20 protein-coding genes are annotated in these 20,657 nt (G+C 58.2%); 10 read left to right on the top strand and 10 right to left on the bottom strand.

The window, feature by feature from the left end; genetic code table 11:
- The first annotated feature begins 10 nt into the window (after positions 1 to 10).
- From B2A78_RS11470 to lnt, 4 genes are all read left to right on the top strand, one after another.
- Complete coding sequence (locus B2A78_RS11470) at positions 11 to 988, top strand: PhoH family protein (RefSeq protein WP_086135619.1); 978 nt, start codon at positions 11 to 13, stop codon at positions 986 to 988.
- 239 nt (positions 989 to 1,227) lie between these two features.
- A complete protein-coding gene (gene ybeY / locus B2A78_RS11475) occupies positions 1,228 to 1,683 on the top strand; it encodes an rRNA maturation RNase YbeY (RefSeq protein ID WP_077730129.1) in 456 nt (151 codons plus the stop codon).
- Positions 1,680 to 2,546: a transporter associated domain-containing protein gene (locus B2A78_RS11480; RefSeq protein WP_077730130.1), complete on the top strand. Its 867-nt coding sequence runs from the start codon at positions 1,680 to 1,682 to the stop codon at positions 2,544 to 2,546. The genes ybeY and B2A78_RS11480 overlap by 4 nt, the downstream gene beginning before the upstream one ends.
- 13 nt (positions 2,547 to 2,559) lie before the next feature.
- Positions 2,560 to 4,056: an apolipoprotein N-acyltransferase gene (lnt, locus tag B2A78_RS11485; protein ID WP_077730131.1), complete on the top strand. Its 1,497-nt coding sequence runs from the start codon at positions 2,560 to 2,562 to the stop codon at positions 4,054 to 4,056.
- 83 nt (positions 4,057 to 4,139) lie between these two features.
- Here lnt and B2A78_RS11490 read toward each other — a convergent pair whose 3' ends face one another.
- The 3 genes from B2A78_RS11490 to B2A78_RS11500 form a co-directional block, all read right to left on the bottom strand.
- A complete protein-coding gene (locus tag B2A78_RS11490; RefSeq protein WP_077730132.1) occupies positions 4,140 to 8,048 on the bottom strand; it encodes an EAL domain-containing protein in 3,909 nt (1,302 codons plus the stop codon).
- 307 nt (positions 8,049 to 8,355) lie between these two features.
- Complete coding sequence (locus B2A78_RS11495; RefSeq protein ID WP_077730133.1) at positions 8,356 to 8,799, bottom strand: response regulator; 444 nt, start codon at positions 8,797 to 8,799, stop codon at positions 8,356 to 8,358.
- Positions 8,799 to 9,944 (bottom strand): ATP-binding protein, encoded by a 1,146-nt coding sequence (locus tag B2A78_RS11500; RefSeq protein WP_168175399.1) that lies wholly within the window; start codon positions 9,942 to 9,944, stop codon positions 8,799 to 8,801. The genes B2A78_RS11495 and B2A78_RS11500 overlap by 1 nt, the downstream gene beginning before the upstream one ends.
- A 297-nt stretch (positions 9,945 to 10,241) precedes the next feature.
- On the opposite strand from B2A78_RS11500, the gene B2A78_RS11505 reads away from it, so the two are divergent.
- Together B2A78_RS11505 and B2A78_RS11510 are read left to right on the top strand one after the other, a co-directional pair.
- The gene (locus B2A78_RS11505; RefSeq protein ID WP_077730135.1) at positions 10,242 to 10,793 is read left to right on the top strand and encodes a DOMON-like domain-containing protein; all 552 of its coding nucleotides are present in this window, start codon (positions 10,242 to 10,244) and stop codon (positions 10,791 to 10,793) included.
- A 22-nt stretch (positions 10,794 to 10,815) separates the two neighbouring features.
- Complete coding sequence (locus tag B2A78_RS11510) at positions 10,816 to 12,021, top strand: DUF1343 domain-containing protein (protein WP_077730136.1); 1,206 nt, start codon at positions 10,816 to 10,818, stop codon at positions 12,019 to 12,021.
- Positions 12,022 to 12,752: 731 nt separating this feature from the next.
- On the opposite strand, the gene fae is transcribed toward B2A78_RS11510, so the two are convergent.
- The 4 genes from fae to B2A78_RS11530 form a co-directional block, all read right to left on the bottom strand.
- Complete coding sequence (fae, locus tag B2A78_RS11515; protein ID WP_077730137.1) at positions 12,753 to 13,289, bottom strand: formaldehyde-activating enzyme; 537 nt, start codon at positions 13,287 to 13,289, stop codon at positions 12,753 to 12,755.
- 105 nt (positions 13,290 to 13,394) lie between these two features.
- Positions 13,395 to 13,751 (bottom strand): YdbL family protein, encoded by a 357-nt coding sequence (locus B2A78_RS11520; RefSeq protein WP_077730138.1) that lies wholly within the window; start codon positions 13,749 to 13,751, stop codon positions 13,395 to 13,397.
- Between the two features lie 18 nt (positions 13,752 to 13,769).
- On the bottom strand, positions 13,770 to 13,970 hold the full coding sequence (locus tag B2A78_RS11525; protein WP_346425842.1) for a YnbE family lipoprotein: 201 nt from the start codon (positions 13,968 to 13,970) through the stop codon (positions 13,770 to 13,772).
- Positions 13,971 to 14,054: 84 nt separating this feature from the next.
- On the bottom strand, positions 14,055 to 16,571 hold the full coding sequence (locus B2A78_RS11530) for a YdbH domain-containing protein (RefSeq protein ID WP_077730139.1): 2,517 nt from the start codon (positions 16,569 to 16,571) through the stop codon (positions 14,055 to 14,057).
- 50 nt (positions 16,572 to 16,621) lie between these two features.
- Here B2A78_RS11530 and B2A78_RS11535 point away from each other — a divergent pair, with 50 nt between their 5' ends.
- Genes B2A78_RS11535 through arfB form a run of 3 tightly spaced genes read left to right on the top strand, consistent with a single transcriptional unit; the run spans position 16,622 to position 17,662 of the window.
- Entirely contained in the window at positions 16,622 to 16,999 is a 378-nt protein-coding gene (locus tag B2A78_RS11535) for a YajD family HNH nuclease (RefSeq protein ID WP_077730140.1), read from the top strand.
- Positions 17,000 to 17,035: 36 nt separating this feature from the next.
- Positions 17,036 to 17,242, top strand: coding sequence for a SlyX family protein (locus tag B2A78_RS11540; protein ID WP_077730141.1), 207 nt, complete (start codon positions 17,036 to 17,038; stop codon positions 17,240 to 17,242).
- Between the two features lie 6 nt (positions 17,243 to 17,248).
- Positions 17,249 to 17,662, top strand: coding sequence for an alternative ribosome rescue aminoacyl-tRNA hydrolase ArfB (gene arfB, locus B2A78_RS11545; RefSeq protein ID WP_077730142.1), 414 nt, complete (start codon positions 17,249 to 17,251; stop codon positions 17,660 to 17,662).
- A gap of 17 nt (positions 17,663 to 17,679) precedes the next feature.
- On the opposite strand, the gene B2A78_RS11550 is transcribed toward arfB, so the two are convergent.
- Positions 17,680 to 18,345 carry a DUF480 domain-containing protein gene (locus tag B2A78_RS11550; protein ID WP_077730143.1) on the bottom strand — a complete coding sequence of 222 codons (666 nt, stop codon included), beginning with the start codon at positions 18,343 to 18,345 and terminating at the stop codon, positions 17,680 to 17,682.
- Between the two features lie 95 nt (positions 18,346 to 18,440).
- Here B2A78_RS11550 and B2A78_RS11555 point away from each other — a divergent pair, with 95 nt between their 5' ends.
- A complete protein-coding gene (locus B2A78_RS11555) occupies positions 18,441 to 19,460 on the top strand; it encodes a serine/threonine protein kinase (protein WP_240502494.1) in 1,020 nt (339 codons plus the stop codon).
- A gap of 156 nt (positions 19,461 to 19,616) precedes the next feature.
- Here B2A78_RS11555 and B2A78_RS11560 read toward each other — a convergent pair whose 3' ends face one another.
- On the bottom strand, positions 19,617 to 19,937 hold the full coding sequence (locus B2A78_RS11560) for an RNA-binding protein (protein WP_077730144.1): 321 nt from the start codon (positions 19,935 to 19,937) through the stop codon (positions 19,617 to 19,619).
- 177 nt (positions 19,938 to 20,114) lie between these two features.
- The gene (locus B2A78_RS11565; protein WP_077730145.1) at positions 20,115 to 20,384 is read right to left on the bottom strand and encodes an RNA-binding protein; all 270 of its coding nucleotides are present in this window, start codon (positions 20,382 to 20,384) and stop codon (positions 20,115 to 20,117) included.
- Between the last annotated feature and the right edge of the window lie 273 nt (positions 20,385 to 20,657).

Here is a 20,657-nt window from a genome sequence, read left to right on the forward strand (position 1 = left end):
GCTTAATCATCTGAACTCCTTGCATCTCACTTTAGAACCCGCCGACAACGAGCGGCTGGCCAGTTTGTGTGGCCAATTCGATGAACATCTGCGCCAGATCGAAAGACGGCTGGGCGTGGAGATCGCCAACCGCGGCAATCAGTTCGAAATCATAGGCTCCGGCAAACCGGTGCAGGCCGCGTACAAAGTGCTTCAAAGCCTGTTCGATGCGACCTCGCACGAGGTGATGACGCCCGAGCGCGTCCATCTGTCCTTGCAGGACTCCAATATCGCCGCCATGCTGGAAAGTGCCGGCGACGAGGTCGAACCGCTCGCCATCCGAACCAAGCGTGGCGCGATCAAGCCGAAAGGCGCCAATCAGCAGCGTTATCTCAAGAATATCCAGAGCCACGATATCAACTTCGGCGTCGGCCCCGCCGGAACGGGCAAGACCTATCTGGCCGTGGCTTGTGCCGTTGCCGCCTTGGAACGGGACGAAGTCAGGCGCCTGATTCTCGCGCGTCCGGCGGTCGAAGCCGGCGAGAAGTTGGGCTTCTTGCCGGGCGACATGGCGCAAAAGGTGGATCCTTATTTGCGGCCCTTGTACGACGCTCTCTACGAAATGCTGGGTTTCGAGCGGGTGGCCAAGCTCATCGAGCGCAACGTGATCGAGGTGGCGCCTCTCGCGTTCATGCGCGGACGCACCTTGAACGAGTCGTTCATCATCCTGGACGAGGCGCAGAACACGACCGTCGAGCAGATCAAGATGTTTCTGACCCGGGTGGGGTTCGGTTCCAAGGCCGTGATCACCGGCGACATTACCCAGATCGACCTGCCACGCAACAAGGAATCGGGGCTAAGACATGTCTTGGAGGTCTTGCGCGATGTCGAAGGCATCAGCTTTACCTTCTTTACGTCTCAGGACGTCGTGCGCCATCCTCTGGTGCAACGTATCGTCGCCGCTTACGAGGCCTACGAGCGAGCGAATGTGACCGATCGATCAGCATGATCCTAGAAACGGCAGTTGACCGCTTCGATGCATCAGAAAAGTCCAATGAATTATAAGTGTCCAACCGTGTACCGATCTCACCTGTTCGGTGAAACCACTACGCGCGCGATTGCACGGCGGACGGGCCGCCTCCTGGCGGCGTTGCTCCTTCTTGTGGGGGACGGCCCCACGGCGGCGTCGCGCCTTGCCATCCGGCCCGTCCGCCGCACACTCGCGCGCGTCCAACTGCCGTTTCTAGGATGATAAGCGTCGAAGTCCAGCACGCCACAGTGCGGCAGTGGGTCCCGGAAGACGGAAAATTTCTGCACTGGGCGAGCGCGGCGGCGAAACGGGAGGATGCCGAGTTAGTCATACGGATTGTGGACGAGACGGAAAGCGCCGAATTGAACGAGCATTACCGGCACAAGGCCGGACCGACGAATATTCTCAGTTTTCCTTTTGAAGTGCCGGAAGGCGTTCCCAATCAGTTGCTGGGCGATCTCGTCATCTGTGCCGCCGTCGTCGAGCGCGAAGCGCGCGAGCAAGGCAAAACACTCGAAGCCCACTGGGCGCATATGGTGGTGCACGGTGTGCTGCACCTGCAAGGTTATGATCACATCTCGGAAAGCGACGCCGCCGTCATGGAGGCGGAAGAGATCGCTATTCTCAATGATCTAGGATTTCCCAATCCCTATGAGGAGATCATCACGTCATGAACGAGGAGCAAACGGGCGAGCATCGAAGTTGGCTCGAACGACTAGGCCTTTTCTTCACGGGTGAGCCCGAGGACCGCGAGGATTTATTGGAATTGTTGCGCGCTGCTCAGAAGCGGAATCTGATCGAGCTGGAAGCGCTTTCGATGATCGAAGGGGTCATGCAAGTCTCGGAACTCAAGGTCCGTGACATCATGATTCCCAGAGCCCAAATGGTCGTGGTTTCGCAGGATGCGGAACTGGAGACGATATTTCCGTTGGTGGCCGAGTCCGCCCATTCCCGCTATCCCGTCATTGGAGAGGATCGTACCGAAGTGGTCGGCATTCTCCTGGTGAAGGACCTTTTGATTCACAGCCTCAAGGACAAGACGAAGCGGGTAAAGGAAATCATGCGTCCCGCCCAATTCGTCCCGGAAAGCAAACGACTCAACGTGCTGCTCAAAGAATTCCGTACGACCCGCAGCCACATGGCTATCGTGGTCGACGAGTACGGCGCTGCGGCCGGTTTGGTGACGATCGAGGACGTCTTGGAACAGATCGTCGGAGAGATCGAGGACGAGCACGATTTCGGCGAAGAGGAATACATTTTCAGGAAGAACGATCGCGAATATACGTTGAAGGCTCTGACGCCGATCGACGAGTTCAACGATTACTTTTACGTCGACTTCAACGACGATGAATTCGATACCATCGGGGGGCTGATCGTTCACCAACTCGGCCATGTCCCCAAGAGGGGCGAGAAAGTGGAGATCGATCGCTTCCGCTTCATCGTGCTGCGGGCCGACAGTCGCCGCGTGCACTTACTGAAGCTGATCCTTCTGCCCCAGCCCGAAAGTCAATCCGAGACTAGCGCTCGCGTGGATTGATAAGATTCTGACCGTGTTTTACGACATCCTGGCTCTGATCGGCGGTCTATTGTTGCCGCTGGCGTTTGCCCCGTTCGACTATCCCATTCTTGCCGTCATCGGCTTATTTCTCTTGTTCGCAAGCTGGCTGAACGTCTCGCCGGGGAGGGCGTTTTTGCGCGGCTATCTATTCGGCTTGGGACAATTCGGCCTGGGCGTTTCCTGGGTCTACGTCAGCATGCACGATTACGGCGGCGCCAGTCCGCTGGAGGCCGCAGCGCTGACCTTCGTGTTCACGGCCTTCCTGGCGCTTTATCCGGCACTGGCAGGTTGGCTTTCGCGTCGCTTTTTCATCGGAAGCCGGATCTATCAATCGCTCATCGTTTTCCCGGCCGTTTGGATTTTGGGGGAATGGGTACGAGGCTGGTTCCTCACAGGGTTTCCGTGGCTGCAAGTCGGCTACAGCCAAATCGACACCCCGTTGGCCGCCTACGGCCCCGTCCTCGGGGTCTACGGTATCGGCTGGGTGGTGGCCTTCGTGGCGGGAGGAGTCCTCGCGGCATTTCACTCGGCGCGCAAACCGCGGACCCTCATAGCCGTCGCGATCGTCTTAGTGCTCGGCATGGGTAGGGTGCTGAGCGGCGTTTCCTGGACGCAGCCTGCGGGTGAGCCGTTCAAGGTGACCTTGCTCCAGGGTAACGTGCCTCAAGACATGAAATGGCAGCCCGAATTCCAGCGGGAAACGCTGCAAATGTACACCGAGATGACGCGGAAATCGTGGGGTTCGCGGCTGGTCGTTTGGCCGGAAACCGCCATTCCGGCGTTTTACCATCAGGTCAAGGAGACCTTTCTTTTCGATCTGGAGACGGAAGCGGCGGCGCGGGGTACCGATCTCCTGATCGGCGTACCGTTTTACGATCAAACCCAAGACCGCTATTTCAATGCTGTCGTTGCGCTGGGAGAAACGCCGGGGATCTATTTCAAACGGCATTTGGTACCTTTCGGAGAATATCTGCCGCTGCGGCCGGTGCTGGGTTTCATACTGGACATTCTGGAAATTCCTCTGTCCGATTTCGCCAGCGGAAACGGCGGCCAAGCGGCTCTGGTCGCTGCGGGGCATCCTCTGGCAGCCTCGATCTGCTATGAGGACATCTTCGGCCAGGAGTCGCTGGCCGTTCTACCTCAGGCGGCGTATCTCGTAAACGTTACGAACGACGCCTGGTTCGGCGACTCTATCGCACCCCACCAACATGTGCAGATGGCACGGATGAGGGCGCTCGAAACCGGACGTTACATGCTGCGCGCCACCAACACCGGTATAACCGCGATTATCAGCCCTAAGGGCAAAATCGATGTCGCCGCGCCTTTGTTTCAGCGTACTCAGGTGGCCGGGACGATCACGCCCATCGAAGGCAGCACGCCTTACGCGCGGTGGGGCGACTGGCCGGTCGTCGTGGTTCTGGTAACGGGCTTGAGTTTCGCCGCTTGGCGTCGTCGGCGCATCCTACAGACGGATTCGTCAGCCGAGTAGGTCGGGAATCCTTTCCCGACATCGCGGGTTGGTTAGGCGTTCGTCGGCAAAGGCTTGTTGATCGGCGCCTATCCCATGACGCCCTACGCCGCGATCGACGGCAATGGCAGCCTTCGGTTCTCGCGCAGCAGACGGCCGAATTGCTCCGCCGTGACCGGACGGCTCGAATAATAACCCTGCATGTCGTCGCACCTGTGCCGGCAGAGGAAAGTCAATTGTTCCAGGGTTTCCACGCCCTCCGCGATGACCTTGAGACCAAGGGTGTGGCCCAGCGAGATGACGGTCTGCACGATCACGGCGTCATTGGTGTCGGTTGCGATGTCGCGGACGAAGGACTGGTCTATTTTCAGCCGGTCGAACGGTAGCCGCTTGAGATAACTCAGGCTGGAATAGCCCGTTCCGAAATCGTCCACCGAAAGCTTTACGCCCAACTCTTTCAATTCCTCCAAAATCGGAATGAAACGCTCGGGATCGTGCATGACCATGGTTTCGGTCAATTCCAATTCCAGATAGCGGCCTTCCAGTCCGGTTTCCCGTAGCGTCTGGTTGACCAGTTTGACGAGATTTCCGCGTTTCAATTGCTTAGCCGAAAGATTGACGGCGACGTCGAACGGCGACAGTCCCGCATCCTGCCAGGCTTTGCTCTGCAAACATGCGGTTTTCAGAGCCCAAGAGCCGATCGCGTGGATTAAACCGGTTTCCTCGGCCATGGGGATAAACCGGGAAGGCAACACCAAGCCTAAGTCCGGATGGCGCCACCGGATCAGCGCTTCCGAGCCGATGATCCTTCCGCCCCTGAGTTCGACCTTGGGCTGATAAAAGAGCTCGAATTGCTGCTGTTCCAAAGCCCGCCGCAACGCGCTTTCCATTTTGATGCGTTCGATCGCGCGCTGGCTCATTTCGCGGGCATAAAGCCTGAAACCGCTGCCGCCTTCCTCCTTGGTTCGGTACATCGCCGTGTCCGCATGCTTGAGCAGCGTTTCCATGTCTTCGCCGTCGGCGGGATAAACGCTCGCTCCGATGCTGCCGCTCATGAACAGTTCGCGTCCCTCGATCAGGAAAGGTTTGGCGATAGCCCGCAAGATCTTGACGGCTACGAACTCGATGTCTTCCATTCTTTCGAGATCCGAGAGCAAGATGAGGAATTCGTCGCCGCCTTGCCTGGCTACCGTATCGCCCTCGCGGACGGACGCCTGGAGACGCTCGGCGACGGCCTGTAGCAAGGCGTCGCCGAGCGCGTGGCCGAAGCTATCGTTGACATCCTTGAACCGGTCCAGATCGAGAAACAGCAAGGCTAAAGGCCGCTCGGTGCGCTTGGCGTGGGCCAGCGCCTGGGACAGGCGGTCGGCGAGCAGGGTGCGGTTGGGTAAATGAGTCAGGGCATCGTGGGTCGCCAGGTACTCGATGCTGGCCTCATATTTCTTTCGCTCGGTAATGTCACTTGCGACGCCGTCGAGACGCATAGGGTTTCCGGCCTTGTCGTAAATGACCTTGACCCGGTCTTCCAGCCAGCGTATTTCGCCGTCCGGACGCAGAATACGGTATTCCGCGGTCAACGTACCCGTCTCCAATAGCTCTCCCAGGGTTTTCTGCATCCGCTCCCGGTCATCGGGATGGACGCTTTGCAGCCAGAGGTCCTTGTTCTTCATGAAGTCAGCGACGGGCCGGCCCCAAACTTTCTCCGCCGCGGCGTTGACGTAAAGCGTTTCGCCGGTCGTCGGCGAGAGAGACCAAACGATATTGTCTATCGAGCCGAGGATGCTGCTCAGTTTTTCTTCGGAAATCTTGAGTTCTTCCTCGGTACGTTTACGTTCCACGAACAGGCCGATTTGGCTGCCGATCGCGGTGAACATGTTCATCAAATCTTCCTTGGGTTTGCGGATTTCCCGGCTGAAAAACTCGATGGCTCCGAGCACCCGGCCCTCGAAGCGTATCGGAAAGCCGAATGCGGCGCGGAGCCCGGCATTTCCGGCGAGTGAGGCTCGCAAGAAGCTGGGGTCCCGTGAGAGATCCGCAATCCAGATGGACTTTGCGGACATCCAGATGCGTCCCGGCAGTCCTGCTCCGGGCGCAAAACTCATCGACCGGCTGGACGCTGCGAATTCCTCGGTATCGGAACCGTCCCTGCGCCAGAGGCCCGCGCAGCGCGCCACTTTCGCCCTGTCGTCCACCACCCATAGCGCCCCCACATCCACATCCCAGTTCAGAGTCTCGCAAATCACTTGCAGAATCTTTGGGCTCGCTTCCGCTACCGTTGCCGACTCGGCCAAAATCCGGGCTACTTCGTATTGCGTCGTCAGACGCCGTTCCGCGCGATCGCGGGCTGCTTGGGTTCGGAGGTTGGCTATGCCGTATGCGATATCGTCCGCCAGCTCTTCCATCAGGGCCTGTTCATCGGGACCGAACGCGCCCGGCACGTTGTCGTAAATGCTTAAGGCGCCAAATGTATGGGAGTCGGTTTTGAGGGGGAGGGCGATGACGGAGCGATAGCCCCGCGAGAGAACGTTTTCCCGCCAACCGGGCCATTCCCGAATGATCGCCAGGTCCGGCACGACAACCGTTCTTCCGCTGCGGATCGCCCTGCCGACGGGCGTGCAACAGCTGTCCGTGTCCATCTTGGTGAATCGCCATTCTTGAAGGCACCCGACTTCGCAACCTGCGTGGGCGACCGGGACCAGCGTTCTGTGTTCTTCGTCGCGGACCACGCCGATCCAAGCCATCGGATAGTGGCCCGCTTCGACCATGGTTTGGCACATCTGATCGAACAGGTCGTGCTCCTCCCGGGCATGAATCAACGCGTGGTTGCATTCGGCCATCACGGCGCGCGCACGCAAGGTTTTGCGCAACGACTCCTGAGCCTGCTTACGTTCGGTGATTTCGAGCTGCAAGGCCACGGCCCGGCGCTGCAATTCGTCGTAGAATCCGAGATTTTCATAAGCGGTCGCCACCTGGGCCGTTACGGTAGCGGCGATATCCTCATCGATTTCGTCGAATTCCGCCGCTCCCACCTTATTGGCGACATAAACCCAGCCATAGAGTCGGCTCGAGGATGCAATCGGCAAACCGAGGAGGGAATGGACCGGCGGGTGTGCGGCGGGCAGACCCAAGACCTCGGGATCGCCGCTCAATCCGGCAACGCGCAGTGGACGGCGTTCGGTCAGCAAACGGGCCAAAATTCCGCTTTTGGGCGGCAACGAGTTCGAAAGATCTATCGTTAGGTCTTCCATGCCGCGCGTGTAGACCCGGCACAGGTGTACCTCGTCCTCCTCCAGCAAGCCGACGACGGCATATTGGGCGGCACAGACGTCGTGGGCAGCCCGGCAAAAGGTCTCGAGCAGCCGTTCCGGATCGCGGACCGAGGTAAGTTCCAGTCCCAACTCGATGAGCGTGGCGAGCCTGAGACTGATCTCTTGCAGACGAGTCAGGGACATCGAGAAGCGTGCGGCAATGTCGCGTAACTCGGGCTCTCCGACTGCCGCCGGTGCGGACTCGATGATCCGCGCTACCGACTGGCGGATCGTCTCGATATCGGAGAAGTAGCCTGTGAGCTGGCCGGTTATATCGCCGAGCGACTCCGTACCGCGCTGAGTCGCCGTCTCGGGCAGACGGTCGGGTTCTATCGCGGGCAGCCCGAGCACGTTTTGTACGACGCCGAGAATTTCCTCGGGCGAGGAGGGTTTGGCCAACACGGCGGTCACTCCGCAGGCCTCGGCCAAGCTTCGCGCTTCCGGCGTGCGGTAGGTTGCGGTGTAAAAGATCACGCGGGTATCCGCGAGCGACGGTTCGGCGCGGAGACGGTTTACCAGTTCGTATCCGTCGATAGCCGGCATCAAGATATCGGTGATAACCAGATCGGGATGCTCGGCTCGGACGAGGTCCAGAGCTTCCGCGCCGTCCGAAGCCTCGAGCAGGCGATGGCCGCCGTAGCCGAGGAGCGTTACCAGAAACTCTCGGTTTAGGGGGCGGTCGTCAACGATCAGAATCTTAGCCATACCGGGCTCCGTCCAGACAATGCTCGATCATTTTCAGCGAGTCAGCGGTTCGATGGGTTTATTAACCCGGCCCATAAATGTAGGCCGAGTTATTTCGGGGCAAGGACGCCCCGGTGCGGCGACAAGCCGCGTGAGCCCAGGCCGGGCGTGTACCGGCCCGGGCGATGGCCAGTAAACGCCAGGAGGGTATTTAGGGGCCTGATTAATTGGTTTCAAGCGGTTGACGCCCTGGCTCGGCATGAGTTCCCGTGCCTTGGCACCAGGCGCCCAGGCGGCGATGAGAATGACTGGCGCGGCTCTGGCCGCTCTAGGAATGCTCCGGTCGTTCATGTTGGGCATCTTCAGGTCGGTCAAAATCGAACCCCAGCGAGTTGGAACGCAAATAGTTCGGCAAGAAACGTTCCAGTTGCCCGACGAAAGACTCCGGCTCGATGGGTTTGGAGAGATAGCCGTCGAACCCGGCAGCAAGCAGAGCGTCGCAATCGCCTGCCATGGCGAAAGCGGTAACTGCCACCACGGGAATGTTCCGGAGGTCGGTACGGCGTCTGAGTTCCCGAATCACGCCATAGCCGTCCAGCTTGGGCAGCTGGATGTCGCAAATAATAAGATCGGGCAGCTCCCGGCGGGCGATCTCCACACCCGCTTCGCCGTCGCGGGCGGCAAGCGTGACATGCCCATACGCTTCCAGCAGATAGGCCATTAGATCCATGCTGTCGGGATTGTCCTCGATGAGGAGTATACGCGCCGGCATCAGCCAGATGTCTTTGACGGCAAGCTTAGGGTGAATGTACTGCCGGCACCGAATTCGCTCCGTACATCGATGTGTCCGCCGATTAGGGAAGCCAGCTTTTGGCAAAGGTACAAGCCCAGTCCGGTGCCTTCGGAGGGACGGTTGGCGGCGGCGTTCACTTGGGTAAACGCCCGAAACAGCTTGGCTTGGTCTTCCGGTTTGATCCCGATGCCGGTGTCCAGCACGCTGACGTCGACCATCGTGTTGCCGTTTTCATGGCGCCGGCTCAACTCGATCGATATCTTGCCCTGTGAGGTGAACTTGACGGCGTTGTTCGCGAGATTGATTAGGATTTGTACGAACGCGCGCCGATCGGTTTCGATGACGATGTCGTCCCGCGGAAGCTCGATATCGAGTCCGAGGCCTTTTTGTTCCGCCATCGGACGCAGGGTTTCGGCGACCTCCCGAATCGCCTCCTGGCACACAAAGGGTTCCGGATTGGATTTGACTTTGCCCGATTCGATCTTGGCGAGGTCCAGCAAATCATTGATCAGCGACAGCAGATGCTTGGCGCTGGTCTGAATGATCCGGAGCTGTTTTTCCTGTGCCGCGGTGAGAGGCCCCGGCAGCCTCATCAGCATGGTGCCGGTGAAGCCGATGATGGCATTGAGCGGCGTGCGCAGTTCATGGGACATGCCGGCCAGAAAATGGTCCTTGGCCAGATTGGCCCGTTCCAATTCGAGAATCTTCTCGCGCAGGGACTCGTCAAAATGCTTGCGCTCCGTGATGTCTCGGATTGAGGCGATAACGAGGATGCCGTTTTCGGATTCGAGCGCGCTGAGCCCGATATCGGCCGGGAACTCGGAGCCGTCCCGGCGCAGGCCGTGTAGGTCAAATGCGGCATCGATCGGCCGAACCCCCGATTCGTCCAAAAAAGGATTGCTGCGCCCGGCCTGTTCGCCGCGGAAACGATCGGGCATCAGAATATCGACGTTGCGGCCGAGCAGTTCGCTGCGGTCGTAGCCGAACAATTTCTCGGTTTGCGAGTTTACGAATGCGATCCGGCCACCGCGGTCGACGATGACTATAGCGTCCGGCGCCGTTTCCAGTAATTCCCGGAAGCTCTCGGTTCCGGTGATCGCGCCGGACGGGCAGCCCGTTGTCATCGGATTGTTATCGGACTCGATTAGTGACGACATGCCTCAAGCAGATAATGGTGTTCCTGGTCGGACTTCGTCCGCTGTCCAAGGCGGCGAACGAACGCTGTTCTCAGTACTCGGTTCCGCTATTGGTTCGTAGACCGTTTGTCATCTGAAAAAATCCCCTTTTTAGGTGTAAAAAAGTCATTACCCGCATACGCTCCGTGACAATCGTCGATCCGGTTAGCCGGTACTGGATAGCCATGGACCTTCAATCGGCGCGGTTTGTACGGGCTCCCGGTCGGCTCGGGATATAATCCTCCCATGCAAACGATTCCGTTGAATAGTCACCCGTCCACGCCCTGCGAGCTCATCCGCCGTTTCACGGTGCGTGTGCAGAAGACATCGGATGGGGTGCTCGCCCTCGAGTATACGGTCGAAGGGGATGTGGCGGGTCTGCATATTCCGCGCCCTCGGGTTGCACGACGCACCGACGGCCTTTGGCGGCATACTTGCTTCGAGGCATTTCTGATGCACCGCGAAGGGTATTATGAATTCAATTTCGCGCCGTCGAGCGAATGGGCCGTCTATCATTTTGAGTCTTATCGAGACGGCATGTCGGTCGTTAGACAAGCCCCACCTCCGAAAATTTCCCTGACGCTCGATGCCTATCGGCTTGGGCTGAATGCAATGATCGACCTGAACGGTCTATCGACCGAGATCGAGAGCGCAACCCTGAGCCTGGCATTGTCTGCCGTGATCGAAGAGCAGGACGGCAGGCTATCGTATTGGGCGTTCAAGCACCCGCCGGGCCAGCCGGATTTCCATCACCCGGACGGTTTCGCGCTCAGGCTCGATTCCGCCGGCAACAACTGAGATTTGCCACAAGGAGACATCGATGAAGTTTGGCATCGACCGGCTGCTCGACAGCCCGGATCTTCGCAAGCCGCTCCGGGGCCGCCGTGTGGCCTTGCTCGCTCATCCAGCCTCCGTCACCGCCGATCTGGTTCATTCCTTGGACGCGCTGGCCGCGCTCGACGGCATCAAGCTCGCGGCCGCTTTCGGACCTCAGCACGGTCTGCGCGGCGACAAGCAGGACAATATGGTCGAGTCGCCGGATTACACCGATCCAGCGCACGGCATTCCGGTCTTCAGCCTATACGGCGAAGTCCGGCGCCCGACCGACGCCATGATGGACAGCTTCGACGTGCTGCTGGTCGATCTGCAGGATCTCGGCTGCCGAATTTATACCTTCATCACGACTTTGCGATACGTACTGGAGGAGGCGGCCAAGAAAGGCAAGACAGTCTGGGTGCTGGACCGGCCGAATCCGGCGGGCCGTCCGATCGAGGGGCTGCGATTGCGAGCCGGTTGGGAGAGTTTCGTGGGGGCCGGCGCGGTTCCCATGCGGCATGGACTTACGCTGGGCGAGTTGGGCCGCTGGTTCGTGGAGAGCCTGCGCCTCGACGTGGATTACCACGTGGTGACGATGGAAGGCTGGGACCCGGCGAATGCGCCGGGCTACGGTTGGCCGCTGGGCGAACGCACCTGGATCAATCCCAGCCCTAACGCGCCGAATCTATGGATGGCGCGCTGCTACGCCGGCACGGTCATGCTGGAAGGCACGACCTTGTCCGAGGGCCGCGGCACCACCCGTCCCTTGGAACTTTTCGGCGCGCCCGATCTGGACGCGAACCGGATCGTCGCCGAGATGCGGGCGCTGGCTCCGGACTGGCTGCAAGGCTGTCGGCTGCGCGTCTGCTGGTTCGAACCGACGTTCCACAAGCATGCCGGAAAGCTATGCGAAGGCGTGCAGATTCACGTCGAGGACGGCGCCTACGATCATCAAGGATTTCGGCCCTGGCGCTTGCAGGCACTGGCATTCAAAGCGATTCGCAATCTCTGGCCGCACTACGATCTCTGGCGCGATTTTCCCTACGAGTACGAATACCATCGTCTCGCCATCGATCTGATTAACGGCAGCGAACTGCTGCGCCAATGGGTGGACGACGCCGCCGCCGCTCCGCGCGATTTCGATGCGCTGACATTGCCCGACGAGCGCTCGTGGCAGGAGGAGCGGGAAGGGATACTCCTGTATCGGTGATCAGTTTCCAGCCGGTATTCTTCCGTTTTGGGGATACGGCCAAAAACAGCCGACGTTTCAAATGGTCCTCGGTCCAAGTCTTTGTTTCTTTACCGTAACATGTTTGTTTTTGCGGCTTTTGGACCTCGGGCAATAGCACGTAAATTCTTATTGATAGCTCGCGGGCGCCGTATCATCTAGCTTTGCGAGATAGAGCAAAACGAGCTGACGGGAGCGGTTCATGCCGTGGGCCCATTATTTGTAACGGAAATGATGCAATTTCCATCTCAGCTTTCCCGTTTGCGGCGTCAGGGAATTTTACGTATCTAACGCCTTGTTTTAGTGTGAGAAGCCGGTCAGATATCACTATTGTGAAACATCTCCGGTCGGATAAAGGGCTCCTTTGGCCTCGTTTTTTTGAAGAGCGCGTCAAAGATTTTTACGGGTCTGAGGCTGCATGGCAGAAGCCGTTTGTCGAGCAAGATGTGCAGGTTGAGGGAATGTTCACCGACCGCCAACCGCAGTAAACGTGAATCCAGCGGCCGAAACAGGAAACGCCATCGGCAGCGAGTTTTTGGAAAACGGCTCTGCCCTCATCGTGAGAAAAGACGAATCGTCCGCCTTTGCCGCGGAGCATCGCGTGATATACGGTTGAATAAACGAAAGCCGGCTGAATGCTCCTGAAACGCGCTTAGAAGAGAAAAAATGCCGGCAGGAAGCCGGCGTTTTTGTTTCGATTCGGCCAAATGACTCTAAGCTTCCGGATCGTACATATCGTGCTTTATCGTATGGCGGTTGGCTATCAGTTCGTCGATCGACGGTTCGTCGTTGAGCGCTCGCTTGATGGCCAGTTTGGTCGCTTCGTAATTGGTGCGGTACAGGTCCTTTTCGTCCAGATTGGGATCTTTGGCGCACTCTGGATCGATCCAGACCAGGCTGATGATGCAGAGGTCATTGACCTGATCGCGAGGAATGATGCCTTCGATCACGCAATCCAGCACGGCATCCGCCGTGGCCGACTGAACCACGCCGCCGAACAGGTTGACGTAGGCACTGCTTTTCATGGTGACTTTCGGCACCATCAGCGTCGCCGGGCGCACCTGCTGATTGCAGGCTCTGATCGCGAACATGCGGGTATGGCCCGCGGTCTGCCCCATCATGTTGGCGAAGGCTTGTCCGACCGGGCCGTTCACGTCGCCGATCAGAATTTCCGGCATGGCGTCGGTATATTGTCCCTCGGCGGCGAGTACGGTGGCTTCGCCGGTCTTGAAGATAATCTTGTCGGACATGGTCTGTCTCCTTAATTGTTTTTTGAAAAAGTCGATATCCGGGGTAGGGAACCGAAGGTGTACGCGATCCCGACGCCGCCGGAATATTTTCGGACCGTCGTCACTCTATTTCTTAATCCAGCGCCCCGATGGCGATCTGACGTACTGACCCGGCGGAGTTTTCTCGATCGCCGTTTTCCCAGCCAATGTCTCGACAACATTTAAACTGGTGCCGTTGGTTTTGGCGACCTGTTCATATTTCTGGCGGCGCTTTGCGTTGATATCCGCGATGAGAGCCTTGACATCCGCGGGCGGATTGGGCACGACCGCCTCAAGATAACCGTTAGGCTGTTCGCCCACCAAACCTTGCCTCTTCGCCTCGTCGAGACCGATCGCCCAACTCTGCGACGGCCAGCCGACCATGGCTAGCAGCAACGCCAATAAGGGAGCAATGACCCCACGCAAAGGAAAATATTTGGACATGGCAAATCCTCGTTCGAATCAGAACAGTCCGCTCTCTTTCGAGAGAATCTCTTCCAAGTCTTTTTCGACTTTGACCCGGACTTCGTGATCGATCTTGACGTTGAGATTGATGGTGATGGGCTCCTGCGGCGCAGCCAACTCGACTCGAGGGGTACATGCTGCCAAGAGCGCCATCACGGCGACAGAAGAGACCTTTGCAAAAAAAGTGTCTCGCATCATTGTTGTTTTCTGTATCGAGGCCGAAAAGAGCGGCTGAGGATAGCATCGGGATTTCCCGAGATCTAGCCGCCTTATCGATTCCGTCTAATGTATTTTCCGGTAATGCTCCTGGATTTGCCGGTTCATGCGGTCGGTCAAATCGTCGGCGACGCTCAGGCTGCGCAGGAGCATCAAGATGTTTTCCTGGAGGTTTAGATTGAGATGTATAGGCCGGCCGGACTGCCAATCCGGGTTGTGCCCCTTCAGTTCGACCCGTAGCGTCAAGTCGCCTTTTGGGGTGCTGTCGGCCTTGGCCTTCAGTGTGTTGTACTGGAGGTTGCTCAGGGCCTGATTCACGAACTGTAGGCTCAAATTGTCTTTCGCCATCGCTTCGACTTGTTCCGTCGGCCGATAGCGAATCCAGCCTCCGGGCGGACGCGCCTCAAGCTCGCCCCCGCGGAGCGCAACGTGGGTATTGGTGATTTCCAAGGGCAGCCGTCCGTCGAGGAGGCCCGAACCTTCCACGCCTTGGTGTTTTTCAAGCGCGATGATTTGACTCAGGGACAGCCCTTTTAGCGTAAGGGTCACTGGGGTCCCCGGATGGACGGTATCCCATCGAACGGGGATGGCATGGACCGTTCCGCCGAGGATATTGGCGCCAAACTGCCTTAGGTCGATTATCGGGCCGGCGCTTCCGGCATAACTTGTAACCGCCGCTTTCATGTCCAGGTGGGTGACGGAAACTCCCGAATCCAGGTGTTCGACACTGACTCGAGCGGGATCGACGGTTCGTAAACCGTCTCGGTCAGACAGGACGAGATGGGCGTCCAAGCCTTCAAACCGGATCGTTTTGAATCGGCCGGCCAGACCATTTGCGTCGACGGTGACCTCGTTTTCGAACCGTAGCGTTTCGCCGGCGCCATGCTTGGCCGACCGGCTCCAGGAGCTGCCCCCGAAGCCGTGGATACGGCCCCCATGGAAGTCGATGGGAAAAGGCCAGGGTTCCAGCAATCGGCTCAGCGTGAAGCCGGATTCACCGAAAACGACGGGTGCCAGTTCGAACTGCGCCGATCCTTGGCCGCTGGCGAATTGATGCCGTGCCCGACCGTTAAGGAGCAATTTTCCCTGGGAAAGCGTTGCAGTACTCTGGAGATCAAGCTGCTTCGAATCTCCCTGGAATTTGATCAGTATGTCGCCGGCGGGTAAGGGCTTGCCCTGAAATTTCGGTTTGAGGCCCTTAATGCGCAGATCGCCTCTAGCTTTCCAACCGGCGTTTCCGCCACCGAGCTCGGCGACCTCGAAGCTGAGCGCATCGGCCTCGATCGCGCCCTTCGGCGCAGTTAGGGCTGCCGGCCGTGTCGAGAGCGTAAAAGGCTCGAAGTCCCATCGGGTGGGTTCCGTGCCGTAGCGGAGTTTCGCTCCATTGGCGAGTTCGACATCGATTCCGGAGGATGAGATGCCATTCCAGTCGACTGGGGCAAGATGTATCGGAAATTCGGGCGTGAAGTTAAACGTCAGATTCTCCGGTGCTATTTCGACGAGGCCAGCCAGGCCTTTCGGGAAAGTCATCGCGACCATGGGCTCAGCCGGAGAGTTCATCGGACTCTTGATGCGCGCCGACAACTCCGATTTATCCCCGATGCGCCAACGGATTCGGCTCCCTTCGATCCAAGCGCTAGCTTCGATGCTGGACGCGGCGGTTCGGATGGCGCCGTTCGATGGTTCGGTCCTGATCTCGAGATGATGATCGCTGCTGATCTTCACGCCTTCCCATGTTTTGCCCTCAACCGGAACGGCGCCTTGCCAGCGGCTTTCTACGCTGCCCGCCAGCAACGGGAGTTTTTGGTCGGGTCCGAACCAAGGCCGCAGCAAACCGTTGACGGCGTCCAGCCTCGCCCGAGCCGAGCCGGCTATGTTCAGGTGGCCTTTTTCGGTTTCGTCGGCACGGTTGGCGACATAAAGGACCGGAGGTGCCGAAGTTTCGGCAGGCCGGATATCCAGTTCGAACTCGCCGCTCACGGCGGCATGTGCCGAGAACGTGAACACTTGTTCCTCCGCCGGACGGATTTCTCCGGTCAGTGTCCCCTGTCCGTTTCGGATCTGGGCCGTCGCGTGCGCCGTGTAATTACCGCCTGCTGGAGTTCGGAAATATAGGTCTAAGCGCTCGAGAGACAGTTCATCCGCCGGCAAACGGGACAGCCAATGATTCGGTGCGAAAGCGGTAGGTGCGATGTTTTTGCCGGCATCATGTTGAGCCGGCACCTGGCTATCGACAAAGCTGCTTTCGACCTCTGCTCTTGCGATCCGAATGCTGACAAGCCGCCCCGACAGCAATTCCAAGGGTCGATAGCGAGCCTTCAATCCCGTCGCGCGCAGGGTAAGCGCCCGGTTTCCGGAACGGCGGCTCATTTGAATGGTGTCGAAGCGCAGTTCATCCCAGGGCGGGCGTCCGGAATTGACGTCGATCCGAGTAAACCCGGCCAGGGCGAGTCGGTATCGAAGAAATTCCGCAATGACTGCGGGGAGCGCCCAATATATCGTGATGAGCGCCAGCATGCCGGCCAGCAGGACGAAATAGCGCCGTTTTTGAGCCGCGGGACCGGTTGCTTTCATCGCGAACATCGGGTGTATTCTTGAATCAAACTTGGCTATGAACGATCGGAGGGCGAATCATGACCGTCATGAAAACCGGGTCCGATAGCAATAGGCTCGATCAGGTCGTTGCCGAAGCCCGGCGTAACCGGGAGGAGCGGGAACGCGGCTATCGGGAGCAGGCTCTGAAACTATACCCTTGGGTTTGCGGGCGTTGCGCCCGTGAGTTTTCACGCGAAAATCTCAGCGAGCTTACGGTCCATCATAGAGATCATAATCACGACAATAATCCGCCGGACGGAAGCAATTGGGAACTGCTTTGCATCTACTGCCACGATAACGAACATTCCCGTTATTTGAACGCAGGGCAATCGAGCGGAGAAGAACGGCAGAATGCGAGCACCACCTTCAAGCCGTTCGCCAACCTCGATGCCCTGTTGAAAAAGCAGGAATCATGAGGCCTAATCCGCGTTTTCCATCTCGAAGGTCGAAGCATGATCGAAGAACGCTTGGTAGACTTGGAAACCAAACTCGCCTATCAGGAAGATACGATTCAGGCATTGAATAACGTCGTGTGCGAACAGCAAAAACAGATCGATCAACTGGAGGCGACTTGCAAGCTTCTCATCGACCGCATCGGGCAGTTGGCGGCAGCTGCCGAGCTGGGCAAGATCGTGGATGAGAAACCGCCCCACTATTGAAATGCCGTGTTGAAAATTTCGAACCAGGTCTGCCTTTCGCTCTCCGAAGTGGAACTCAACCCCACGCGTGCCCAGGGAGCGGGCGGGCAGAACGTTAACAAGGTGTCGACGGCCATTCATTTGCGCTTCGATATCAGGGCATCGTCCTTGCCCGAAGTGTATAAGGAAAAACTGCTGACGCTGAAAGATCAGCGCGTTTCGAGCGAAGGCTTCGTCATTATCAAGGCTCAGCAGTTTCGAAGCCAGGAACAGAATCGGGAGGATGCGCTTGCGCGGCTGATTTCGCTGATAAAAAGCGCCGCGGCCACCCGCAAGACGCGAAAATCGACTCGCCCGACCAGAAGCTCTCGGAAAAGGCGGTTGGACAGCAAGGACAAACACGGACGACTCAAGGCATCGAGACGCAAACCAGCCGAGTAGGGCGGGCGATGCCGATCCTATGACCCACGCGTGAGCGAGGCCAATTTCGATTCGAGCCGATTCACGTCTGTCTTCAATTCATCGACCAATCGCTCCAGGCGATCCAGCCGTTCGCGCTCGGAAACCGAAAGCTCAAGCTCTCTTTCCGTATCCTCGCTGTTCGCCGTTAGCTGGTCTTCGCCAAAAAACAAATGCATGAACCTGGATTCGCGCTTTCCCGGCTCGCGCGGCAATCTCGCGATCAGAGGCTCTTCCCGATTCATCAGCTTGGCCAGCGTGTTCTCGACCTCCTGCACGTCGCCGAACTTGCATAGGCGCTCGGTCCGGGTGCGTAATTCGCCCGGCGTTTGCGGCCCACGAAGTAGCAACTCGCAGGCGATACCAGTCTCTTGCTTGGAGAGCTTCAGATCGCCGAATTCCGCATTGCAGAACCGGTGCTGGTATTTGGTGACTCGATTGCCGAATCCGCTGCCGGCACTGACGAGGTATTTCTTTACGAGTCCATCGACTATCTGCTGCACCGTCGCTTCGTCGAGATCGAGCACCGGATCGCGATTGCTTTTCTGATTGCACGCATTGGTCAGGGCGTTGAGCGATAGGGGATATTGTTCGGGGGTGGTGATTTCCTTCTCGATCAAACAACCGATGACGCGGGCTTCATAAGGCGTGAGCTTAATTTTCATTAGGGTTTATACGTAGAGTTTGAAGTGCGGAGCGTTGCCGGCTCAAGGATAATCAAAAATCTAATCTTAGATTGCGCTTTTTGGGAGAGACGAGGATGGCAACCTGTAGAATGGCGTTCATGAATACGGTCACAGACGTCCATCCCTTTTCGTCCTTAACACCCGATTGCGTCATGAACGCATTGGACAGCGCAGGCTTTCACAGCGACGGCAGCCTGTTGGCGCTCCACAGCTACGAGAACCGTGTTTATCGGGTCGGCATGGAAGACGGATCGCCGGTGGTCGTGAAATTCTACCGACCCGGACGGTGGAGCAAAGCCGCCATTCTCGAAGAACATGCCTTCGTTCGGGAGCTTGCGGAGTCCGAATTGCCGGTCGTGCCGGCCTTGCCGGGTGCCGGAGGCTCGACATTGCACGAGTTCGGCGGCTTTCGCTTCGCCGTGTTTCCGACCCAAGGCGGATATGCTCCGGAATTCAACGACCACGCCGCATTGATGCGAATGGGGCGGCTAATCGGCCGTATTCATGCTGTCGGTTCGCTCAAGCCGTATCGGCACCGTCCTGCCCTGGATATCGCCAGTTTCGGCGAAGAGCCCAGAGATTATCTGCTGTCTCACGGCGTGATTCCGGCGGACATCGTCGACGCTTATCGGGAAGCGGCGAATCAAGCGCTAGCGGGCGTGAGACGCTGTTTCGAGCGCGCGGGTTCCGTGCGCACGCTGCGGCTGCACGGAGATTGCTATCCCGGAAATATGTTGTGGGCGGACGATGGTCCGCATTTCGTCGATTTCGACGACAGCCGCATGGGGCCTGCGATCCAGGATTTGTGGATGCTGTTGTCGGGAGACAGTACGGAGATGACGCAGCAATTGAGTCCTTTGCTCTCCGGTTACCAAAGTTTTTTCGAGTTCGATACCCGCGAGCTGCATTTAATCGAAGCGCTGCGCACCCTGCGGCTGATTCACTACACCGCATGGATCGCAAGACGCTGGGATGACCCCGCTTTCCCGATCGCATTTCCGTGGTTCAATACGCCGCGTTACTGGCACGACCGGATACTTGAACTGCGCGAACAGATTGCCGCAATGGACGTACCACCCCTTTGCCCGGAATGAAAACGGGCAAACGATGAAGAATGGCGCCCTGCGATCGCAGGTGCTGTCCGAAGAGTGACTTAGCGGGTAAGTCGTTCCGGCCTTTCCGAGTTCGGAGAGGCCGGAACGGATTCTAACCGGCGCCGAGGCGGGGCTCTGCCGCCGGTTTAGCGAATATCAATAGCGGTGTCCGCCGCCGCCGAATCCGCCGCTGCGTCGGCCGCCACCGAAACCGCCGCCGGATCTTTCTTCGCGGGGGCGGGCCTCGTTAACGGTGAGGCTACGTCCACCGACCTCTTTGCCATGCAGGGCGCTGATTGCGGCTCGGGCCTGTTGATCGGTACCCATTTCTACGAAGCCGAAGCCTTTGGAGCGGCCGGTTTCGCGATCCATGATCACGTTCGCGGACTGCACCGTACCATGTGGGGCGAAGAGTTGCTCCAGCTCGCTGTTGTCAATGCTGTAGCTCAGGTTGCCGACATACAATTTCGTACTCATCAAAAATTCCTCGATAGGAAAACAAACAAAAAACACTTAATAAACACAGATCGAGCCCGTAATCGCGGGTGCGCTGGGTCTATTAATAAACACCTTTTCTGGAAAGGATTCTGTAGGTAAAAGTTCGTGCTGGACACGAAAGCTTTCGTATATTAGTCCGGTTCACTCGCCCGGTACTTAACGTCGCCGGCCGCGGCCGCTCCGCTCGCGGGGACGCTCCTGATTAACCCGAAGACTGTTGCCCCTCAAGTTGCGGCCATTCAGTCCGGCGATTGCCGCGCGCGCTTCGTGGCCCTCCATCTCGACGAAGCCGAAGCCGCGGCAACGACCGGAAAAAATGTCGCGAGCCAGTTCGATCGAGCGTACCCGGCCGTATTCCGCAAAAAGTTCGTTGAACTCCCGTTCGGTAGTATCGGCCGGCAGATTTCCGGCATAAATTCTCAGCATGGATTGTCTCCTGTGGGCGCAACCAAGATAGGCGGCGTCATGGTTGAATGATCCGAGGGCATGGACCGATCGATCCGCGCCTCGGCGTTGATTGCCGCATCAGCCGGGTAATCTGTGGACCAGGATTTCCGACTGTTTGCGGTGTATAGCCTTCCGGTGAAGGAAGAGCGGGAAGTTTGCGGCCAAGCAGCTGCTCGATGTTTTTCAGCTGTAAAGTTTCGTGTCGAAAGACCGGCGATGCTGCATCGTTGTTCGAGCCGGTACGGCCTATGC

It is taken from the genome of Methylocaldum sp. 14B (assembly GCF_002005105.1).
Lineage (GTDB): Bacteria > Pseudomonadota > Gammaproteobacteria > Methylococcales > Methylococcaceae > Methylocaldum.

What these genes read in the sequence shown, in the direction of transcription:
- B2A78_RS11510 (WP_077730136.1), top strand. Translation starts at nt 10,816, where the DNA reads ATGAAGTTTGGCATCGACCGGCTGCTCGACAGCCCGGATCTTCGCAAG.
- B2A78_RS11480 (WP_077730130.1), top strand. Translation starts at nt 1,680, where the DNA reads ATGAACGAGGAGCAAACGGGCGAGCATCGAAGTTGGCTCGAACGACTA.
- B2A78_RS11490 (WP_077730132.1), bottom strand. Translation starts at nt 8,048, where the DNA reads ATGGCTAAGATTCTGATCGTTGACGACCGCCCCCTAAACCGAGAGTTT.
- ybeY (WP_077730129.1), top strand. Translation starts at nt 1,228, where the DNA reads ATGATAAGCGTCGAAGTCCAGCACGCCACAGTGCGGCAGTGGGTCCCG.
- B2A78_RS11520 (WP_077730138.1), bottom strand. Translation starts at nt 13,751, where the DNA reads ATGTCCAAATATTTTCCTTTGCGTGGGGTCATTGCTCCCTTATTGGCG.
- B2A78_RS11560 (WP_077730144.1), bottom strand. Translation starts at nt 19,937, where the DNA reads ATGAGTACGAAATTGTATGTCGGCAACCTGAGCTACAGCATTGACAAC.
- B2A78_RS11555 (WP_240502494.1), top strand. Translation starts at nt 18,441, where the DNA reads ATGGCAACCTGTAGAATGGCGTTCATGAATACGGTCACAGACGTCCAT.
- B2A78_RS11565 (WP_077730145.1), bottom strand. Translation starts at nt 20,384, where the DNA reads ATGCTGAGAATTTATGCCGGAAATCTGCCGGCCGATACTACCGAACGG.
- B2A78_RS11550 (WP_077730143.1), bottom strand. Translation starts at nt 18,345, where the DNA reads ATGAAAATTAAGCTCACGCCTTATGAAGCCCGCGTCATCGGTTGTTTG.
- B2A78_RS11505 (WP_077730135.1), top strand. Translation starts at nt 10,242, where the DNA reads ATGCAAACGATTCCGTTGAATAGTCACCCGTCCACGCCCTGCGAGCTC.
- B2A78_RS11525 (WP_346425842.1), bottom strand. Translation starts at nt 13,970, where the DNA reads ATGATGCGAGACACTTTTTTTGCAAAGGTCTCTTCTGTCGCCGTGATG.
- B2A78_RS11495 (WP_077730133.1), bottom strand. Translation starts at nt 8,799, where the DNA reads ATGCCGGCGCGTATACTCCTCATCGAGGACAATCCCGACAGCATGGAT.
- B2A78_RS11535 (WP_077730140.1), top strand. Translation starts at nt 16,622, where the DNA reads ATGACCGTCATGAAAACCGGGTCCGATAGCAATAGGCTCGATCAGGTC.
- B2A78_RS11530 (WP_077730139.1), bottom strand. Translation starts at nt 16,571, where the DNA reads ATGTTCGCGATGAAAGCAACCGGTCCCGCGGCTCAAAAACGGCGCTAT.
- B2A78_RS11540 (WP_077730141.1), top strand. Translation starts at nt 17,036, where the DNA reads ATGATCGAAGAACGCTTGGTAGACTTGGAAACCAAACTCGCCTATCAG.
- B2A78_RS11500 (WP_168175399.1), bottom strand. Translation starts at nt 9,944, where the DNA reads ATGACAACGGGCTGCCCGTCCGGCGCGATCACCGGAACCGAGAGCTTC.
- fae (WP_077730137.1), bottom strand. Translation starts at nt 13,289, where the DNA reads ATGTCCGACAAGATTATCTTCAAGACCGGCGAAGCCACCGTACTCGCC.